The organism is Azospirillum formosense (assembly GCF_013340925.1).
Classification (GTDB): domain Bacteria; phylum Pseudomonadota; class Alphaproteobacteria; order Azospirillales; family Azospirillaceae; genus Azospirillum; species Azospirillum formosense.
Window position 1 is genome coordinate 1 of record NZ_WHOR01000001.1, and the last position, 17,066, is coordinate 17,066.

General features: G+C 68.8%; 17 protein-coding genes. 3 read left to right on the forward strand and 14 right to left on the reverse strand.

From position 1 onward, the window contains the following. Positions 1-90: 90 nt before the first annotated feature. From GBZ26_RS00005 to GBZ26_RS00015, 3 genes are all read right to left on the reverse strand, one after another. Positions 91-3,228 carry an efflux RND transporter permease subunit gene (locus GBZ26_RS00005; protein WP_174437029.1) on the reverse strand — a complete coding sequence of 1,046 codons (3,138 nt, stop codon included), beginning with the start codon at positions 3,226-3,228 and terminating at the stop codon, positions 91-93. Positions 3,229-3,232: 4 nt separating this feature from the next. Next, positions 3,233-4,363, reverse strand: coding sequence for an efflux RND transporter periplasmic adaptor subunit (locus GBZ26_RS00010; RefSeq protein WP_174437030.1), 1,131 nt, complete (start codon positions 4,361-4,363; stop codon positions 3,233-3,235). A 143-nt stretch (positions 4,364-4,506) separates the two neighbouring features. After that, on the reverse strand, positions 4,507-4,875 hold the full coding sequence (locus GBZ26_RS00015; RefSeq protein ID WP_174437031.1) for a hypothetical protein: 369 nt from the start codon (positions 4,873-4,875) through the stop codon (positions 4,507-4,509). Positions 4,876-5,040: 165 nt separating this feature from the next. On the opposite strand from GBZ26_RS00015, the gene GBZ26_RS00020 reads away from it, so the two are divergent. Beyond that, a complete protein-coding gene (locus tag GBZ26_RS00020) occupies positions 5,041-5,856 on the forward strand; it encodes a phosphodiesterase (protein WP_174437032.1) in 816 nt (271 codons plus the stop codon). Here the strand turns inward: GBZ26_RS00020 and GBZ26_RS00025 are convergent. After that, positions 5,814-6,674 (reverse strand): glycosyltransferase family 2 protein, encoded by an 861-nt coding sequence (locus GBZ26_RS00025; protein ID WP_174437033.1) that lies wholly within the window; start codon positions 6,672-6,674, stop codon positions 5,814-5,816. The genes GBZ26_RS00020 and GBZ26_RS00025 overlap by 43 nt on opposite strands. A 261-nt stretch (positions 6,675-6,935) precedes the next feature. On the opposite strand from GBZ26_RS00025, the gene GBZ26_RS00030 reads away from it, so the two are divergent. Continuing rightward, positions 6,936-7,562 carry an ATP-dependent Clp protease proteolytic subunit gene (locus tag GBZ26_RS00030; RefSeq protein WP_174437034.1) on the forward strand — a complete coding sequence of 209 codons (627 nt, stop codon included), beginning with the start codon at positions 6,936-6,938 and terminating at the stop codon, positions 7,560-7,562. 97 nt (positions 7,563-7,659) lie between these two features. Here the strand turns inward: GBZ26_RS00030 and GBZ26_RS00035 are convergent, their stop codons facing one another. After that, the gene (locus GBZ26_RS00035; RefSeq protein ID WP_174437035.1) at positions 7,660-7,872 is read right to left on the reverse strand and encodes a hypothetical protein; all 213 of its coding nucleotides are present in this window, start codon (positions 7,870-7,872) and stop codon (positions 7,660-7,662) included. 51 nt (positions 7,873-7,923) lie between these two features. Further along, complete coding sequence (locus GBZ26_RS00040) at positions 7,924-8,481, reverse strand: hypothetical protein (protein ID WP_174437036.1); 558 nt, start codon at positions 8,479-8,481, stop codon at positions 7,924-7,926. 222 nt (positions 8,482-8,703) lie between these two features. Between GBZ26_RS00040 and GBZ26_RS00045 the strand changes: the two genes are divergently transcribed. Beyond that, a complete protein-coding gene (locus GBZ26_RS00045) occupies positions 8,704-10,188 on the forward strand; it encodes a tetratricopeptide repeat protein (RefSeq protein ID WP_174437037.1) in 1,485 nt (494 codons plus the stop codon). Between the two features lie 4 nt (positions 10,189-10,192). On the opposite strand, the gene GBZ26_RS00050 is transcribed toward GBZ26_RS00045, so the two are convergent. The 8 genes from GBZ26_RS00050 to GBZ26_RS00085 form a co-directional block, all read right to left on the reverse strand. Then, positions 10,193-11,221, reverse strand: coding sequence for a YcjF family protein (locus GBZ26_RS00050; RefSeq protein ID WP_174437038.1), 1,029 nt, complete (start codon positions 11,219-11,221; stop codon positions 10,193-10,195). Continuing rightward, the gene (locus GBZ26_RS00055) at positions 11,218-12,633 is read right to left on the reverse strand and encodes a YcjX family protein (RefSeq protein ID WP_174437039.1); all 1,416 of its coding nucleotides are present in this window, start codon (positions 12,631-12,633) and stop codon (positions 11,218-11,220) included. Before GBZ26_RS00055 ends, GBZ26_RS00050 begins: the two co-directional genes overlap by 4 nt. An 80-nt stretch (positions 12,634-12,713) precedes the next feature. Continuing rightward, positions 12,714-13,742: a GTPase Era gene (gene era, locus GBZ26_RS00060; RefSeq protein WP_174437040.1), complete on the reverse strand. Its 1,029-nt coding sequence runs from the start codon at positions 13,740-13,742 to the stop codon at positions 12,714-12,716. After that, entirely contained in the window at positions 13,735-14,484 is a 750-nt protein-coding gene (rnc, locus tag GBZ26_RS00065) for a ribonuclease III (RefSeq protein WP_051140636.1), read from the reverse strand. The genes era and rnc overlap by 8 nt, the downstream gene beginning before the upstream one ends. 63 nt (positions 14,485-14,547) lie before the next feature. After that, a complete protein-coding gene (gene lepB / locus GBZ26_RS00070; RefSeq protein WP_035679215.1) occupies positions 14,548-15,318 on the reverse strand; it encodes a signal peptidase I in 771 nt (256 codons plus the stop codon). Beyond that, entirely contained in the window at positions 15,315-15,782 is a 468-nt protein-coding gene (gene acpS, locus GBZ26_RS00075; protein WP_174437041.1) for a holo-ACP synthase, read from the reverse strand. The genes lepB and acpS overlap by 4 nt, the downstream gene beginning before the upstream one ends. Then, complete coding sequence (locus GBZ26_RS00080; protein WP_174437042.1) at positions 15,779-16,531, reverse strand: pyridoxine 5'-phosphate synthase; 753 nt, start codon at positions 16,529-16,531, stop codon at positions 15,779-15,781. Before GBZ26_RS00080 ends, acpS begins: the two co-directional genes overlap by 4 nt. A 65-nt stretch (positions 16,532-16,596) precedes the next feature. After that, the gene (locus tag GBZ26_RS00085; protein ID WP_174437043.1) at positions 16,597-17,052 is read right to left on the reverse strand and encodes an HIT family protein; all 456 of its coding nucleotides are present in this window, start codon (positions 17,050-17,052) and stop codon (positions 16,597-16,599) included. Between the last annotated feature and the right edge of the window lie 14 nt (positions 17,053-17,066).

The following is a 17,066-nucleotide window of genomic DNA, read 5'->3' on the forward strand; positions in this document are numbered from 1 at the left end:
CAGTCCCCTCCCCTGCGAAAGCGGGGGAGGGTTAGGGTGGGGGCCCAACGCAACCACCCGCCAAGCATTTCTGCTTTCCCGCCCGCTTGGTCACTCCGCCGGCTGCGGATGCGCGTCCGAGGGCGGATGGCCGGTCGGATGGCTGGCGGAGCCGTCCAAGGCCGGGAGGGGCTTCTTCTTCGCGATGTAGCTGTAGACCGTCGGCACCACGAACAGCGTCAGGAAGGTGCCCAGCAGCATGCCGCCGACGATCACCGCGCCGATGGCCTGCCGGCTCTCCGCGCCGGCCCCATGGGCGTTGGCGAGCGGCACGGCGCCCAGCACCATGGCTCCCGTGGTCATCAGGATCGGACGCAGGCGCAGCACGGCGGCCTCCTCCACCGCCTTGCGGATGTCCACCCCCTCGCGCTGGAGCTGGTTGGCGAATTCCACGATCAGGATGCCGTGCTTGGTGATGAGTCCGACGAGGGTCACCAAGCCGATCTGGCTGTAGACGTTCATCGTCCCGCCGGTGAAATGCAGGGCGGCCAGCGCGCCGGTCATCGACAGCGGCACCGTCAGCATGATCACGAAGGGGTCGATGAAGCTCTCGAACTGCGCCGCCAGCACCAGATAGATGAAGGCCAGCGCCAGAATGAAGACAAAGTACAGGCCCGTCGCCGATTCCCGGAACTCGCGGCTCTGCCCCGCATAGTCGGTCTGGGCGGTGGCCGGCAGCACCCGGTTCGCAGCATCCTGGAGGTAGCCCAGCGCCTCGCCCAGCGAGGTGCCCGGCGCCAGCGTGGCGGTGATGGTGACGGAGCGCAGCTTGTTGAAGTGGTTCAGCTCCTTGGGCGCCACCCGCTCCTCGATGCGGACGAGGTTGGCGAGCGAGATCATCGCCCCGGTGCTGGTGGCGACACCGGCCTCCGCCGCCATGGTCGGCGTGCCGCGGACGTAGATGGAGGCGATGTCGTCCGGGTTGCGGCGGTCGACGTCGCCGACCTGGACCACCACGTCGTACTGCTTGCCCTCCTTCTTGAAGCGGGTGACCTGCCGCCCGCCCAGCAGCGTTTCCAGCGTGCGGCCCACTGTCTCCACGTCCACCCCGAGGTCGGCCGCCTTGTCGCGGTCGATGGTGATGCGCAGTTCCGGCTTGTTCAGCTTCAGGTCGGTGTCGAGGTTGGTCAGGCCGGGGAACTTCCGTGCCTCCGCCATCAGCCCGTCGACCATCTTCTGAAGCTCGTCGTAGGGCAGCGAGCTTTGGATGACGAAGTTGACCGGCTTGTCCACCGGGCTCTGGCCGAGCGACGGCGGGTTGGTGACGAAGGCCAGGATGCCGGGAATGCCGAACATCTTGGGGAAGAGCTGGGCGGTAATCGCCTGCTGCTTCACGTCGCGCTCGTCCCAATCGATCAGTCGGACGAAGGAGATGCCCTGGTTGACCACCGGGAAGCCGACCACGACGAAGAACTTCTCGACAATGGGGATCTGGCGGAACAGGTCCTCCATGCGCTTGGCGTAGCTTTCCGTGTAGTCGAGCGTCGAGCCCTCCGGCGCGATGGCGATGCCGACGATGGTGCCGCGGTCCTCGACCGGGGCCAGCTCCGACTTCAGCCCGGTGAACAGCGTGTAGCTGAGCCCCGCCACCACCGCGCCGACCAGCAGCACCAGCGGACGCGCCTTCAGCGACAGGCGGAGGATGGAGCGGTAGCCGTTGGTCAGCCCGTTCAGCAGCCGCTCGATGGCATTGTAGAGCGCGTTGTGCTTGGTCTGGTGCTTCAGCAGCTTGGAGCACATCATCGGCGACAGGGTCAGGGCGACGAAGCCCGACACGATCACCGCCCCCGCCAGCGTCAGGGCGAACTCGGAGAAGAGTCGGCCGGTGCGACCGGTCATGAAGCCGATGGGCGCGTAGACCGCGGCCAGCGTGATCGTCATCGCGATGACCGCGAAGCCGATCTCCTTCGACCCCTGCAAGGCCGCCTGGAAAGGCGGCACGCCCTCCTCGATGTGGCGGTAGATGTTCTCCAGCATCACGATGGCATCGTCCACGACGAGGCCGATGGCCAGCACCATGGACAGCAGCGTCAGCGTGTTGACCGAAAAACCGAAGGCGTACATCAGCGCGAAGCCGCCGATCAGCGACACCGGGATGGTCACCAGCGGCACCAGCGTGGCGCGGAAGCTGCGCAGGAACACGAAGATGACCAGAACGACCAGGACGATGGCCTCGAAGATCGTGCTGAACACCGCGTCGATGGACTTGGCGATGAAGACGGAGCTGTCGTAGCCGACGTCGACCCCCATGCCGTCGGGTAGGGCGGCGCGGATCTTCGGCAGCGCCTCGTTCACCGCCTTGGACACGTCCAGCGGGTTGGCGGTGGACTGCTTGACCACGCCGATGGCGACGGCGCCGCGCCCGTTGAAGCGGGCGCTGACCCGCTCGTCCCGCGCCCCCAGCTCGGCCCGGCCGACGTCCTTCAGCCGGACCAGATAGCCGCCGTCGTCGCGCAGGATGATGCGGTCGAACTCCTCCGGCGTGCGCAGGTCGGTTTCGGAGACGACGGTGAACTCCCGCGCCTTGCTCTCGACGCGGCCCGCCGGAATCTCGACGTTCTGCTTGCGCAGCGCGTTCTCCACGTCCTGCGGGGTGACCCGGTAGGCGGCCATGCGCTGCGGGTCGAGCCACAGACGCATGGCGAAGCGCCGCTCGCCGAAAATGCGCACCTGGGCGACGCCGGGCAGATTCTGCAAACGGTCCTTGACGTAGCGGTCGGCGAAGTCCGTCACGTCCAGCGGCGAATGGCGGTCGGAGGAGAAGGCCAGATAGATGATCGGCTGCGCGTCGGCCTCCACCTTCGCGATGACCGGCTCGTCGATCTCGTTGGGAAGCTGGGCGCGCACCCGGCCGACGCGGTCGCGCACGTCGCTGGCCGCCGTGTCGACGTTGCGGTCCAGCCGGAAGCGCAGGGTGATCTGGCTCTTCTCCGCCCGGCTGATCGAGGACATCACGTCGATGCCCTCGATGCCCGACAGCGAGTCCTCCAGGATCTGGGTGACCTGGCTTTCGATGATCTCGGCCGACGCGCCCTTGTAGGTGGTCTCCACCGTGACGACGGGCTCGTCGATCTTCGGGTATTCGCGCACCGACAGGCGCTGGTACGACACGATGCCGATCAGCATGAGCGCGAGGCTCATGACCGTCGCCAGGACGGGCCGGCGGATGGAAATGTCGGAGAGAACCATCGGCTCAGCTCCCCGCCGGCTTGTTGTTGACGACCATCACCGGGGCGCCGTCGCGGATCTTCAACTGGCCGGCGGTCACCACCACGTCGCCGGGCTGCAGGCCGGCGGTGATCTCCACCTCGGCGTTGCGGCGCTCGCCCAGCGTGACCGTGGTCTGCACCGCCTTGCCCTCCACCACCTTGAAAACGAACTGCTTGTTGCCGAAGGCGCTGACCGCCTGCTCGGGCACCAGCACGGCGTTCGGATTCTGGTCCAGCGTCAGGGCCACCCGGGCGAACAGACCGGGGCGCAGCGAGCCGTCGCTGTTGGGAACACGGGCGCGGATCACCACGGCGCGGCCGTTCACGTCGACCAGCGGGTCGATGGCGTAGACCGTGCCGTCGAAGGTCCGCCCGCCGAAGGAGTCCACGACAACCTTCAGGGTCTGGCCGGTGCGGACGGTCGGCAGATACAGCTCCGGCACCCGGAAATCGAGCTTGAGGACCTCGATGGCCTCCAGGTTCACGATGTCCTTGCCCGCCGCCACCACGTCGCCCACCGAGACCTTGCGCAGGCCCAGCACGCCGTCGAAGGGCGCGGTCAGGGTCAGCTTCTCCAATTGCGCTTTGGCGAGCTGCACCGCCGCCTCGTCGGACTGGAGCTTGGCGAGCGCCTGCTCGCGGTTGCGGGCGGGGCCGGTGCGCTGGCGGTACAGTTCCTCGGCGCGGGACAGCTCGGCGCGGGAGAAGGCGATGCTCGCCTGCGCCTGGGCCAGCGTGGCGCGGGCGATGGAGTCGTCCAGCCGGATCAGCACCGCGCCCTTCTTCACCGCCTGCCCTTCCAGGAAGGCGATCTCCGAGACCTTGCCCGCCACCTCGGGCCGGATGACCACCGACTCGCTGGACAGCAGCGAGCCGACCGCGGTGACCTGACGCGACACGGTGCCAATCTTGACCGGCAGGGCCTCCACCGGCATCGGCGGCGGTCCCCCCGGCGGTCCGCCCGCCGCAGGACCCGCGGACGCGCCGCCGGGGGACGGAACCTTGCCGGCGAGCAGCGTGTTGATGGTCCCGCCCTGCTTGACGAAGTACCAGTAGGCGCCGCCGCCGAGAGCGACCAGGACCAGAAGGGCGACGATGCGAAGCGTGTGACGCATGGATACGGAACCCGCGCAGGCCCGCCGGCCCGCCGGGCGGGCGCGCGGGGCGTTTCGTGTCAACCGGGCCGCTGTGAGGTGCGGGCGGTAAACTGAACTATATCGTTCAGTTCAGTTCCGGAGTCGAGACGGTTGCAGAGGGGTCAGCCGCCGGACGGCGGCGGATCGGGTTGCGCAACCCGGCCCTTTTCCATCTCCAGCCGCTCCCCATCGGGAAGAATCACCGTCAGATCAGCGGGTTGACCAGGGCCGACGGCGGTGCAGCCGCCGCGTGGTCGAACGGGCCCGCCGTCGAGGCAGAGGCCGGGCGCGCAGCAGGGCGCCTCGCCCGCCGGTAGAACCGCGCGAATCCGATCGCCTTCGATGCGAAGATCGGCCAGCAGAGCGCCGTCCGCGCCGGGTGGAGGTGCGCCCTCGCCGAGATCGGGGGAGGCGATGCGGGCGCGCTTCAGCCAGAACTTCCCGGACGCCAGCAACCGTGCGAGCAGGCAGGAGGAGGTGGACGCGCTCATTCCCCAATCCGATGCAGTGGCGGCAAGGGTGTGTTCAGGCGATGGGTCAGCCTGCCATGGAAGCGTAAAGGAAGTTTTGCTCCGGTTGAACTCTTGAAGACATTCGGGAAATCGGCGATGTGACAATCCTTGGTCCTTCGACCCTCGCGTCCCCAGGGGTGCCCGATGCTGATCGCCCAGATCTCCGACCTGCATGTCACGGCCCCCGGCACCGCCCCGACGACGGAATACGACACCAACGACCGGCTCGCCGCCGCGGTGGCCCATCTCAACGCGCTGGTGCCGCGCCCCGACCTCGTCCTGATCACCGGCGACCTCGTCAACGGGCCGAAGCCCGGCGAGTATGAAGCGCTGTCCGCCCTGCTGGAGCCGCTCGCCATCCCCGTCCGCGCGCTGCCGGGCAATCACGACGACCGGGACGGGCTGCGCCGGACCTTTGCGGCGACCGGCTGGATGCCCATGGATGGCCCCTTCCTCCACTATGCCGTCGAAGAGTTTCCGGTCCGTATCCTGATGCTCGACTCGGTCGTTTCCGGAACGGCGGCGGGCGGCCTGTGCGCCGACCGGCTGTCCTGGCTGGCGGAGCGTCTGGCCGAACAGCCGGAGCGGCCGACCGTGCTGGCGCTGCACCATCCGCCCTTCGACACCGGGCTGGCTTTCCTTGATACGCTGCGCTGTCTTGAGGGCGCTGAGGAACTGGGACGGCTGGTGCGGAGCCGCCCGAATGTCCGGGCCGTTCTGAGCGGTCACACCCACCGCCAGACCGCGGTCGCCTGGAACGGGGCGCACGGCTATGTCGCCCCGTCCGTGGCCTACCAGATCGCCCTGGACTTGGCGCCGGAGCCTCCCTACCGCTGGACGGAGGAGCCGTCCGCGCTCGCTCTTCATCAATTCCGACCGGATGGCACGGTGGTCACGCATCTGAGCGTGATCGGCGACTACCCCGGCAAGGAGTTTTCCCGCAAGGCCAGGAATTCCTGAAAGCTGGCGCAGCGCCCGGCGGCCTGCGCGGCCATGTAGGCGGCGTTCAGGGCGCGCTTTGCGTCCAGGGCGGCGGCGAAGCGGTGGCGCAGCGCGGCGTCGGCGATCCGCAGCCCGTCGCCCGCCAACCGCTCCAGAACATGGCGGTAGCAGAGGTCCGCCCGCGTGCCGCTGTCGGCGGAGCAGGTGATCGACCCCTCCCGCTGCCGGTATTCGTACAGCGGTTCCAGCACCAGAGGCAAACGGCCCACCCGGTCGATAACCTGGACGTTGAAGACCACGTCGTCGCAGAAGTCGACCCCCTCCTCCCAACCGGGAACATGGTCGCGGCGGACCACGGGGAACATCGGAATGGAGGTCTCCAGGAAGGCCGCGGCGTCCAGCGTCGTTGTCCCGGCGCCGGGCGGAAACAGGATGGAGAGCGGCGAACCATCGCCGTCGCGCACCACCGCCACATTGTCCGCCGCTGCCCCCTGCGCGGCCGCCAGCGGGGCCAAGCGCGCCAGCCGGTCCGGCTCGAACCGGTCGTCGGCGTCCAGCGAGGCGATCAGCGGTCGGCGCGCGCAGCGGAGCCCGGCGTTGCGCGCCGTCGAGGCACCGGACCCGACGCGGCCGGTTCCGGTGAAGGTCAGGCGCGAATCGGCGATGCCGGCGGCCTGCAGAACGGCCCGGTAATCGACGCCGTCGTCGCTGACCACCACCGCTTCCCATTGGGCAAAGCTCTGCGCCAGGAGGCTGGACACGGCGCGGACGATGGTGTCCTGCGCCCGGTAGGCCGGAATGATGACCGAGACGCCGATCCCGCTGCCCTCGTCCATGCACCGCCCTCCGATTGTGCAAGGATCAGTTTGCCGCTCCTTTCCGGATGCGCGCAAGCGGCGATCCGCACCGATACGGCCAGCCTGAGCGCGACTATGACGGTGCGGGGGTGGGATTTGGCGTCGCGGCCCGTTGAACAAGGAACCGATACGGGCTATGTGGAGAAACGAGTGGCGTGGTTCGGTCCCCATCCGACAACCCAGGCCCCCGCAAGCCAAAGCCCCCCGGTAGACACGCCGACCTCAGGGAGTTCAAAAACGATGGCGCAAGACGGATACACCCGCTTCGACGACGAACCCGAGCAGGAGCCGGACGAGAAGTCGAAGGAAAGCGCCCCGCCGCCGTTCGCTGCCGTGCAGTCGAACCTGTTCAAGGCGCGCACGGTGCTGATCTTCGGGCAGATCGACATGAAGCTGGCGCAGGCCGTCTCGGCCCAGCTGCTGGCTCTGGCCCACGAGAGCAACGACGACATCACGGTCGTGGTGAACTCCCCCGGCGGCCACGTCGAGGCGGGCGACACCATTCACGACATGATCCGCTTCGTGAAGCCGCGCGTGAAGATGCTGGGCACCGGCTGGGTCGCCAGCGCCGGCTGCCACATCTTCCTGGCCGCGAAGAAGGAAGACCGCTTCTGCCTGCCGAACACCCGCTTCCTGATCCACCAGCCGCTGGGCGGCACCGGTGGCCGGGCGACGGACATCGCCATCGAGGCGAAGGAAATCATCCGCATGCGTGAGCGCCTGAACCGCATCATCGCGCGCGAGACCGGCCAGCCGGTGGAGAAGGTTTCCAAGGACACCGACCGGAACTATTGGATGCTGGCGGACGAAGCCCGCGAGTACGGCATCGTCAGCCACATCATCGAGACCTTCGACGAGTTGAAGTAAGCGGTCCTCCGGAACGCACGAAGCCCCTCTCCAGCGAGAGGGGCTTTTTTTATGGCCGTGGCTTGGCTTGAGCGATCATGCCAAGCAAATCAGCCGCTTACACGACGATGTTGAGATTCTGTCCGCGCGTGGCGGTGACGTTGCCACCGGACGAGGACGCATCCGAACCGCCCTGAAGCAGCGTGGCGATCGCCTGATCCTGCTGCTGCGCGGTCTGGTTCAGCGTCTTCACGCCGAAGTCCATCTGTCCCTGCGCCTGCCGCAAACCGACCGCCGCGCCCAGGGTGGAGGATGAAACATCGAGAGCCATCGGAAAAAACCTTCAAAGGAAACCGGCGGCAGAAGCCCACCGTCCGTGTCGTCAGATGACCACGTTGACGGAACCGGCCCCCGACGAAGGAGCGGCCGCCGCGTGGGCCACCATCGGGGTCGAGGCTACCACCGGTGCGGCGTGCGCGGAAGTCCCCTGTGACGGGCCGATGCGGCCCCCGCCGGTCCCGGAATGGCCCGTGGCCCAGCGGTGCACGGGCGAGCCGTTGGCGGAGGTCCCGCTCTGGCCGGCGCCGTTCGGTTGGTCCTGCCCGTCCGAGCCACCGACCAGAAGCTCAAGCGACGCCTTGCCGCTCTTCCGATCCTTCTGCGCTTCACGGTATTGCCGCAGCGCCGCCTCGGTCGGAATCTGGTCGAGGGTCGCTCCGTCCTCCGGGCTGCGGAACAACAGCACCAGCCGCGACGCGTCGGCGTCATAGCGGTACGCGGTCTTCGTGTAGCGTCCGGAGAGAGGTTCGGACTGCCCGGTCACGGGGTCCTTCGCGGGCGGAGTCCCGGTGTCGGCCCCTGTTTCAACAGCCTCGCTGTTGCGGGCCGTCATGAAGGCCAACGGCCTTGCAGCCGTTGCGGTGGCGATGGCCACGTTCATGACATTACACCGATAATTGGACAATCCAGCTCATATATTGCAGCCGCACTCGTGCATTGTAAAGGGTTCGTTCACCTTTTTTCCGGCTATGCCAAAGGATGAAGTCCCTCAGGCTGTTTCCGGCACCAAAGCTTCGCATTCCAGGACCAGCGGAGCCGCCGCTCACCCTTTTCACAGCCGTGAGGCTTGCGGAGGGGCGCCGGGGTGCTTAAGCCTGTATGCATGGCTACGATCGCGGAAGCGCTGACGCTCGCCCTGGACCACCATCTGGCCGGCCGGTTGGCCGAGGCCCAGCAACTCTACAACCGCATCCTGGATGTGGAACCGGATCAGCCGGACGCTCTGCATTTCCTGGGCGTCCTGGCCGGGCAGGTGGGGGAGCAGACGCTCGGCCTGCAACTCATCGGCCGCGCCATCGCCCAGCGGCCCGAAGCGGCGGACATGCACGCCAACATCGGCAACATCCGCCGTTCCGCCGGGCAACCAGAAGCGGCGGTGGAGGATTACCGGCGCGCCATCGCCCTCCAGCCCGATTTCGCGGAAGCCTGGACCGACATGGCGAACGCGCTGCGCAGCCTGGGCCGTTCCGCCGGGGCCATCACCGCGCTGGAGCGTGCCGTCGCCTCCGCCCCCAGCCTCGCCATCGCGGTGGAACGCCTGGGCGCGCTGCGGCACGAAGAGGGGCGTTTGCTGGTGGAGCAGGGACGCGGCACGGAATCCCTCCGCCCGCTGGCCCGCGCTGCGGAATTGCTGCCGCTGGACGCCGACGTCGCCTTTCTCTACGGCAACGCGCTGTTCGCCATGGGACTGCGGGAGGATTCCACCCACGCCTACCGCAACGCCCTGGCCATCACGCCGGATTTTCCCTCCGCCGCCTTCAATTTGGGAGTCGCGCTGGGGGTCGTGGACCGGTTGGAGGACTCCGCCCGCGCTCTGGAACGGGCCGCCCGTCTGGACCCCCGCCATCTCGACGCCATCGACCGGCTCGTCGTCGCCCTCGCCTTTCTCGGTCGGGACGACGAGGCCGCCGCCTGGGGCGAACGCGCGCTGGACCTGAAGGACCGGGCGGCCATGGGCACTACTCCTGCCCTGCCGCCGTTGCCCGCCCGGCCGCGCGGGGCCGAGGCGCGGCGGCGGAGCGTCATCGCCTTCAGCCTGTGGGGCGGCCAGCCCACCAGTGCCCACGACCCGGCGGAGATTGTGCGGCAGACCGTGGCGCTGTATCCGGGTTGGACCTGCCGGGTCTTTCACGACGACACCCTTGCCGCCGACCGGTTGGCCGAACTGGCCGCGGCCGGGGCGGACCTCGTGGCGGTGACGTCCGGCGCGCCAATCGGTGGCCCCTATTGGCGCCTGACCGCGGCCGACGACCCTACGGTGGCGCGCTTCCTCTGCCGCGATTGGGACGCGTTGCCGTCCGCCGAGGGAAAAGCCGCCGTCGATTCCTGGGTCGCCTCCGGCCTGCCCTTCCACGTCCTGCGCGACGGGGTGCTGCACACGGAGGTGATGTCGGGCGGTCATTGGGGCGGCGTCGCCGGGCTGCTGCCCGACCTGTTGCCGCTCGCCGAGCGGCACGCCGCCGCCGAGGCGGACCGGGTGCAGGATCACCGGTTCCTGCGCCGCATCGTCTGGCCGATGATCCGCGACCGCGCCCTGATCCACGACCGTGCCCACCCCCGGCACGGTCTGCCCTTCCCCGCGGTGTGAGCGGCTACAGCACCTGCTTTGGCAGCGACAGCAGCTCCTTGCGGATCTGGCCCATGCTCGGCCGGTTGTCCGGCCCAAAGGCGATGGGGCGGCACAGATGCATCGCGGTCAGCCCGACCCGCGCGGTCAACAGCCCGTTGATCACCCCCTGCCCCATGCGGGTGGAGATGGCCGCGGCGATGGAGCCGCCCAGCGCCTCGACGGCGACATGGTGGGCGCTTTCCGCCACCCCGGCGACGGCGAGGTTGGCGAGCATCCGCCGCAGCAGCCGCAGCGACCCGACATAGCCGGGCCGCGCCCCGTAGAGCGCCGCGATCTCCCGCACCAGCTTCAGGTTCCGCCACAGCACCACCGCGAGGTCGACGACCGCCGCCGGGCTGAGCGCCGTCGCCACCGCCGTGTCGCGCGACGCCCGCAGGACGGTGTGGTAGGCGCGGCGGTCGAGCGGCCCCATCACCTCGCGGTCGAGCAGGCGCAGGATCTCCGCGTCGCCGTGGGCATCGGTCACATGGTCGCGCACCCGTTCCAGCGAGGGCGCCAGATCAGGACGCCCCTCATAGAGGCGGGTCAGCGACCCGGCGAAGCGCTCGGCGTGGCCCGGCTCTCCGGCCTTGGTCACGATCTCCGTGGTCAGGCGCCCGGCCTCGCCGCGCAGTTCCTCGATCTTGCGCAGGCGGCGCAGCGCGCGCAGCTCGCGCAGCAGCATCGCCAGCGCCGCCCCACCGGCCACGGTCACGGCGGCGGCCACCAGGACGCCCAGGGCGGCGCTGGTGGCGAAGGCGCGGTTGAATAGGTCCCAGGTGTCGAAGCCCAGCGCGATCAGCACCAGCGCGGCGACCGAGCCGGCCAACCAGCGGCCCAGCCGGCTGCGCGGCCGGTCTTCCGCCAGCAGCGCGGGAAGGCGCTCCGCCGCGGACCCGGACAGGGGGCCGGCGATGATCGCCTCCTCCTCCGCCGCGGGGACGGCGGCGGCGCGGGTGGGGTCCAGCTCCATCGGCGGGACCCAGTGGCGGTCGCGCGTGCGCTCGCTCATTCCAGATAATCCCCCAGCAGGAACTGCATGGCCTGATCCAGCCGGATGTGCGGCAGGCCGCGCGCCTCGCGGGCGAGGTCGGCGGGCGGCTGGAAGGCCATGAAGTTGTAGGGCCGCTCCTGCCCCGGCGGGAAGTCTGCGTCCTCGGGGATTTCGCCGGGGAACAGCACGGTCGGGCGGTCACGGCCGAGCGGCACGCCGCGCACGCAGCGCAATTGCCGCCCCTCATGCTCGGTCACCACCGTCTCGGTCGATTTCAGGGCGGCGATGGCCATCGTTTCCACTTGCGCCCCTTCGAAGCGGATGCCGGCGCGGGCGTCGGAGACCAGCCGGTCCAGCAGATGGCGCAGGCTGTTGTGCTGGTGCGAGGCGACATGGTCGGCCTTGGTCGCGGCAAACAGCACGCGGTCGATCTTCCGGCCCAGCAGCCAGTCCAGCCAACTGCTGGACCCGTGGCGGAACGGCTCCAGGCTCAGTTCCAGGGCGCGCTTCATGTCCGCCATGCCCGCAGGGCCGGAGTTCAGCGCGCCCAGCACGTCGATCAGGACGATCTGGCGGTCGAGGCGTGCGAAATGCTCGGCGAAGAAGCGGCGGACCACCTTGGACTTGTACGCCTCGTAGCGGTCCTCCATCAGCCCCCACAGGCTGCCGCGGGTGCGCGGACGGTCACCCGGCAGCGGGCAGAAGGTCAGCAACGGAGCGTTCGCCATGTCGCCCGGTTCGACGAAGCGCCCCGGCTGGATCAGGCTCAGCAGATTGTCGGAGCGGCGGCAGGCGTGCAGGTAGTCGGTGAACAGCGCCGCGCCGCGCCGCGCCTGCTCCTCTTCCGCCGGGGCCGCCGTGTCGATGGTCGCGAGCCAGCCGCGCCAGGACACCGACAGCTCGTCGCGCGGCGCCCGCCCGGCGAGTTCCAGGGTCAGCGCGCTCCATTCCGCGAAGGACTGGTAGAGCAGCGGCAGGTCGAGCAGCCATTCGCCGGGATAATCGACGATGTCCAGATTCAGCGTGGCGACCGGCTGCACCGTGCGTTTCAGCATGGCGTTCGGGCGGTAGCGCATGGACAGGCGGAGCTGGCTGATGCCCCGCGTCTCGGTCGGCCAGTGGGGCGCCGGGCCGGTCAACTCGGCCAGCCGCTGCTCGACCTCGAAACGGGGAACCTGGGCGTCGGGCTGCGGGCGCAGGCGCGACGCCTGGAAGCGGCCGGAGGACACCACGTCGAGGAAGGGAAGCCGCCCGGCCTTCAGGAGGTTGTCGACCAGCGAGGTGACGAAGACGGTCTTGCCGGCCCGCCGCAGCCCGGTGACGCCGAGACGGACGTCCTGTTCCAGGATGCCGCCGGAAACGAGATCGCCGGCCCGCCCCAACAGGCGCGAGCCGGCGTCGTAAAGGTCGTTGAAAATGGGCACGCGCACGGTCAGCCGGTCCGTGTGGGGGAAGGATCGCCCCTCTATATGGGGGACCGTCCGCCCACGCCTATACCCTGACCGGTGCTTTAGGACGCCCCGAAGTCGAGGTTCCAGGCCTCATAGCGCTCCGGATCGTTCTCCCAGTCCTCGCGCACCTTGACGAACAGCATCAGGTGGACGCGCTGCTCCAGCATCTCCTCCAGCTCGGTGCGGGCGGCCTGCCCCAGCGCCTTGATGCGGGTGCCCTGCTTGCCGAGCACGATGGCCTTCTGGCTGTCACGCTGGACATAGACGACCTGGGATATCTTGACCGACCCGTTCTCGAACTCCTCCCACTGCTCGGTCTCGACCGTCGCCGCGTAGGGGAGTTCCTGGTGAAGCTGCTGGAACAGCTTCTCGCGGGTGATCTCCGCCGCCAGAAGGCGCATCGGCATGTCGGAGATCTGGTCCTCCGGGTAGTGCCAAGGGCCTTCCGGCATGCGGGCGGCCAGGAAGCCGCGCAGATGCTCCACCCCGTCGCCGGTCGAGGCGGACAGCATGAAGATGTCGGTGAAGATGCCTTCCTGGTTGAAGCTGTCGGCGAGGCCCAGCAGCTTCTCGCGCGGCACGAGGTCGATCTTGTTCAGGATCAGGATGGCCTTGCGCCCCTGCTCCTTCAGCCGGGCGATGATGCCCTGGGTGTCCTGGTCGATGCCGCGGCGCGACACGTCGAACAGCAGGCCGACCAGATCGGCGTCCTCCGCCCCCTGCCAGGCCGCCGCCACCATGGCGCGGTCCAGCCGGCGCTTCGGCTTGAAGATGCCCGGCGTGTCCACGAAGATGATCTGGCTGTCGCCGGCGATGGTGATGCCCAACACGCGCGTGCGGGTCGTCTGCACCTTGGAGCTGACGATCGACACCTTGGAGCCGACCATCGCGTTCAGCAGGGTCGACTTGCCGGCGTTCGGCGCGCCGACCAGGGCGACGAAACCGCAGCGCGGGTTTTCGGGCACATAGGCAGCCACTTCGGCGCCCTCTTCGGCACCAGTGTCGGCACCCTCGTCCACGCTCTCGCTCACGCCCTCGTCCTTATCGTCGAAATCGTCGTCTTCAAACTTGTCGCGGCCGTCAGTCATCGACCTGCACTCCCAATTGGCGCAGCAAGGCGCTGGCCGCTTTCCGTTCGGCGACCCGCTTGGATGGGCCGGTGGCCGTCACCGGCTCCATGCCCTTCAGCCGGACCGCGATGCGGAACACCGGCTCGTGCGCCGGGCCGCTCTGCTCGATCAGTTCATAGGTGGGAAGGGGCCGCTTGTTGCCCTGCGCCCATTCCTGCAACGCCGTCTTGGAATCCAGCGGCGGCGGCTCCGCGCGGTCGATCTGACCGGCCCAGGCCCTGCGGATGAAGTCCCGCGCCTTGTCCATGCCGCCGTCCAGATAGAGCGCCCCGATCACCGCCTCGCAGGCGTCGGCCAGGATGGTGTTGTTGCTGCGCCCGCCGCCCTGCGCCTCCGACGGGGACAGGCGCAGGTAGCGCCCCAGTTGCAACGCGTCGGCGACACGGCTCAGCGCCTCCCGCCGGACCAGCGAGACGTGCCGCTTGGCGAGCGCGCCCTCGCGTTCGTTGGGGAAGCGCTCCAGCAGCCATTCCGCGATGACGAGGCCGAGCACACGGTCGCCCAGGAATTCCAGACGTTCGTAGGCAAGGCCCGGCCCCTGCTCGGGCCGTCCGCCGCGGACGTTGCGCTCCAGCCCCATCAGGCTGGGATGGGTGACCGCGTCGGCCAGCCGTTGCGGGTCGGCGAAGCGGTGGCCGATGGCCGCGGCCAGTTCCGCAAGGTCGGCGGAATCGGCGCTCACGTCCGCGTCGGACGCCATGGGGGTCCCCCGTTCTTCAGGGCTCACAATAATCGGTCTCCGCGCCCCGGTGCTGTGCGGGGCTCACTTCACGGCGTTGAACAGGCGGCTGAACCGCAGGTCCGCCGGCCATCGCCACACCTCGAAGAAGCGCGTCCCGTCCTCCAACGAGAAGAACAGGAATTCGGCGCGCCCGACCAGATTTTCCATCGGGACATACCCCACCTGCGACGGGACGCGGCTGTCCAGCGAGTTGTCGCGGTTGTCGCCCATCATGAACAGGTGGTTCGCCGGCACCTTGAAGGCCGGGGTGTTGTCCAGTGGACCGTTGTCCGATTCCTCGATGATGCGGTGGCTGCGCCCGCCCGGCAGGGTCTCGACATACTGGGCGATGCGGACCTCGCGGCCCAGCGCGTCGCGGGACACATAGTCCTCGATGCGCTCGCGCTTCACCGGCTGGCCGTTGATGTGCAGCACGCCGCCGGTCACCTGGACGGTGTCGCCGGGCAGGCCGATGACGCGCTTGATGTAGTCGGTCTTGTTGTCGCGCGGCAGCTTGAAGACGGCGACGTCGCCGCGCTCCGGCGCGTGGCCCATGATGCGGCCCTCGAACAACGGCAACCCGAAGCCGACGGTGTACTTGCTGTATCCGTAGGAGAACTTGGACACGAACAGGTAGTCGCCGATCAGCAGCGTCGGGATCATCGAGCCGGACGGGATGTTGAAGGGCTCGAAGGCGAAGGTCCGCACGCCGAAGGCGATGATGACCGCGTAGAAGACCGTCTTCACCGTCTCGGCAAAGCCGCCTGTCTCTTTGGATTTGCCGGTCAAGGCGGTCTCTCTGTTCATGGTCATGCGGGGGGTGCCGTGGAGGTGGTGATGGAGGTGTCGGAGGAGGTGTCGGCCGGTTCGGCGCTGATGATGACGAAGGCTTCCGCCATCGGGTATTCGTCGGTCAGCGTCACATGGATGCGCGCCTGCATGCCCGGCGGGGTGATCGCCTGCAGCCGTTCCAGCGCGCCGCCGGTCAAGCGCATGGTCGGCTGGCCGGAGGGCAGGTTCACCACCCCCATGTCGCGCCAGAACACGCCGTCGCGGAAGCCGGTGCCCAGCGCCTTGGAGCAGGCCTCCTTGGCGGCGAAGCGCTTGGCGTAGGTTGCGGCCCGCGCGCTGTGCTTGCCGGCGGCTCCGGCGCGGCGTTCGGACTTGGCGCGCTCCACGTCGGTGAAGATGCGGGCGATGAAGCGGTCGCCGAAACGGTCCAGCGACTGCTCGATCCGACGGATGTCGATCAGGTCGTTTCCGATGCCGAGGATCATGAGACGCCCCTAGCCGCCGCGCGGGCGTCCTTCATGACGGCGCGCATGCGCTGGAGTGTGTTGCCCAGCCCGACGAAGATCGCCTCGCCGATCAGGAAATGGCCTATGTTCAGTTCCACGATGGTCGGGATGGCGGCGACCGCCCCGACCGTCTCGTAATTCAGCCCGTGGCCGGCGTGGCATTCCAGGCCGATGGCCTCGGCGTGGGCCGCCGCCCGGACGATGCGCTCCAGCTCCGCCGCGCGCTCCGCCCCGGCGGGCGCGTCGCAATAAGCGCCGGTGTGCAGTTCCACCACCGGCGCGCCCAGCGCCTTGGCCGCGTCGAGCTGCGCCGGCTCCGGGTCGATGAACAGCGAGACGCGAATGCCCGCGGCGCCGAGATCGCCCACGGTGCGCTTGAGGTTGTCCAACTGCCCGGCGACGTCCAGACCGCCTTCGGTGGTGACCTCGGTCCGCTTCTCCGGGACGAGGCAGCAGGCGTGCGGCCGGTGGCGCAGCGCGATGGCGAGCATCTCGTCCGTCGCCGCCATCTCCAGGTTCAGCGGCAGCCGGATCTCCGCCATCAGCCGCTCGATGTCGGAATCGATGATGTGGCGCCGGTCTTCGCGCAGATGGGCGGTGATGCCGTCGGCCCCGGCTTCGGCGGCGAGCTTCGCCGCGCGCACGGGATCGGGATGTCGCCCGCCCCGCGCGTTGCGGACGGTCGCCACGTGGTCGATGTTCACGCCAAGGCGCAAAGGGCGGGGCATAGGCTCGAAACTCCGGTGTCGCGCCGGTCCCGCATCCTGCATCCGGCGGGCACCGGTTCTCCCTGCTATATAGCGGCGGCGTGGCGTGGCGTCACGCCGTCATTCGACGCGTGATGCGCGGCGATCCGCGCGGCGAGCGCCTTCAGCTCCTCGATGGGCGGGTCATGGCGCGGCCAGACCAGATCGGCGCCGTCGTTCTCGTAGCGCGGCACCACATGCACGTGAATGTGCGGCACCGTCTGCCATCCCGCCGGCTTGTTCGTCTGGAGAAGCGTGATCCCCTCCGGCGAAAAGGCCGCCTGGACGGCCTGGGCGACCTTGTGGACGGTGCGGAACAGGGCCGCCGCCTCGTCCTCCGTCACATCCAGAATGGTCGGGGCCGGGCGCTTCAGAGCGACAAGCACATGGCCGGGGTTGACTTGCCCGGCGTCCATGAAGGCGAAGGTCTCCGCATCCTCGTACACCACGGCGCAGGGCAGCTCGCCGGCGATCAGGCGGCTGAAAATGGTCGGGCTGGACATGCTTCCCTCGCTCC

Bases quoted from the DNA above. Each gene is read 5' to 3' on its own strand.
- GBZ26_RS00010 (WP_174437030.1), bottom strand. From the start codon at position 4,363: ATGCGTCACACGCTTCGCATCGTCGCCCTTCTGGTCCTGGTCGCTCTC.
- GBZ26_RS00035 (WP_174437035.1), bottom strand. From the start codon at position 7,872: ATGGCTCTCGATGTTTCATCCTCCACCCTGGGCGCGGCGGTCGGTTTG.
- lepB (WP_035679215.1), bottom strand. From the start codon at position 15,318: ATGACCATGAACAGAGAGACCGCCTTGACCGGCAAATCCAAAGAGACA.
- GBZ26_RS00085 (WP_174437043.1), bottom strand. From the start codon at position 17,052: ATGTCCAGCCCGACCATTTTCAGCCGCCTGATCGCCGGCGAGCTGCCC.
- GBZ26_RS00045 (WP_174437037.1), top strand. From the start codon at position 8,704: ATGGCTACGATCGCGGAAGCGCTGACGCTCGCCCTGGACCACCATCTG.
- GBZ26_RS00080 (WP_174437042.1), bottom strand. From the start codon at position 16,531: ATGCCCCGCCCTTTGCGCCTTGGCGTGAACATCGACCACGTGGCGACC.
- acpS (WP_174437041.1), bottom strand. From the start codon at position 15,782: ATGATCCTCGGCATCGGAAACGACCTGATCGACATCCGTCGGATCGAG.
- GBZ26_RS00020 (WP_174437032.1), top strand. From the start codon at position 5,041: ATGCTGATCGCCCAGATCTCCGACCTGCATGTCACGGCCCCCGGCACC.
- GBZ26_RS00030 (WP_174437034.1), top strand. From the start codon at position 6,936: ATGGCGCAAGACGGATACACCCGCTTCGACGACGAACCCGAGCAGGAG.
- GBZ26_RS00050 (WP_174437038.1), bottom strand. From the start codon at position 11,221: ATGAGCGAGCGCACGCGCGACCGCCACTGGGTCCCGCCGATGGAGCTG.
- GBZ26_RS00005 (WP_174437029.1), bottom strand. From the start codon at position 3,228: ATGGTTCTCTCCGACATTTCCATCCGCCGGCCCGTCCTGGCGACGGTC.
- GBZ26_RS00015 (WP_174437031.1), bottom strand. From the start codon at position 4,875: ATGAGCGCGTCCACCTCCTCCTGCCTGCTCGCACGGTTGCTGGCGTCC.
- era (WP_174437040.1), bottom strand. From the start codon at position 13,742: ATGACTGACGGCCGCGACAAGTTTGAAGACGACGATTTCGACGATAAG.
- GBZ26_RS00040 (WP_174437036.1), bottom strand. From the start codon at position 8,481: ATGAACGTGGCCATCGCCACCGCAACGGCTGCAAGGCCGTTGGCCTTC.
- rnc (WP_051140636.1), bottom strand. From the start codon at position 14,484: ATGGCGTCCGACGCGGACGTGAGCGCCGATTCCGCCGACCTTGCGGAA.
- GBZ26_RS00025 (WP_174437033.1), bottom strand. From the start codon at position 6,674: ATGGACGAGGGCAGCGGGATCGGCGTCTCGGTCATCATTCCGGCCTAC.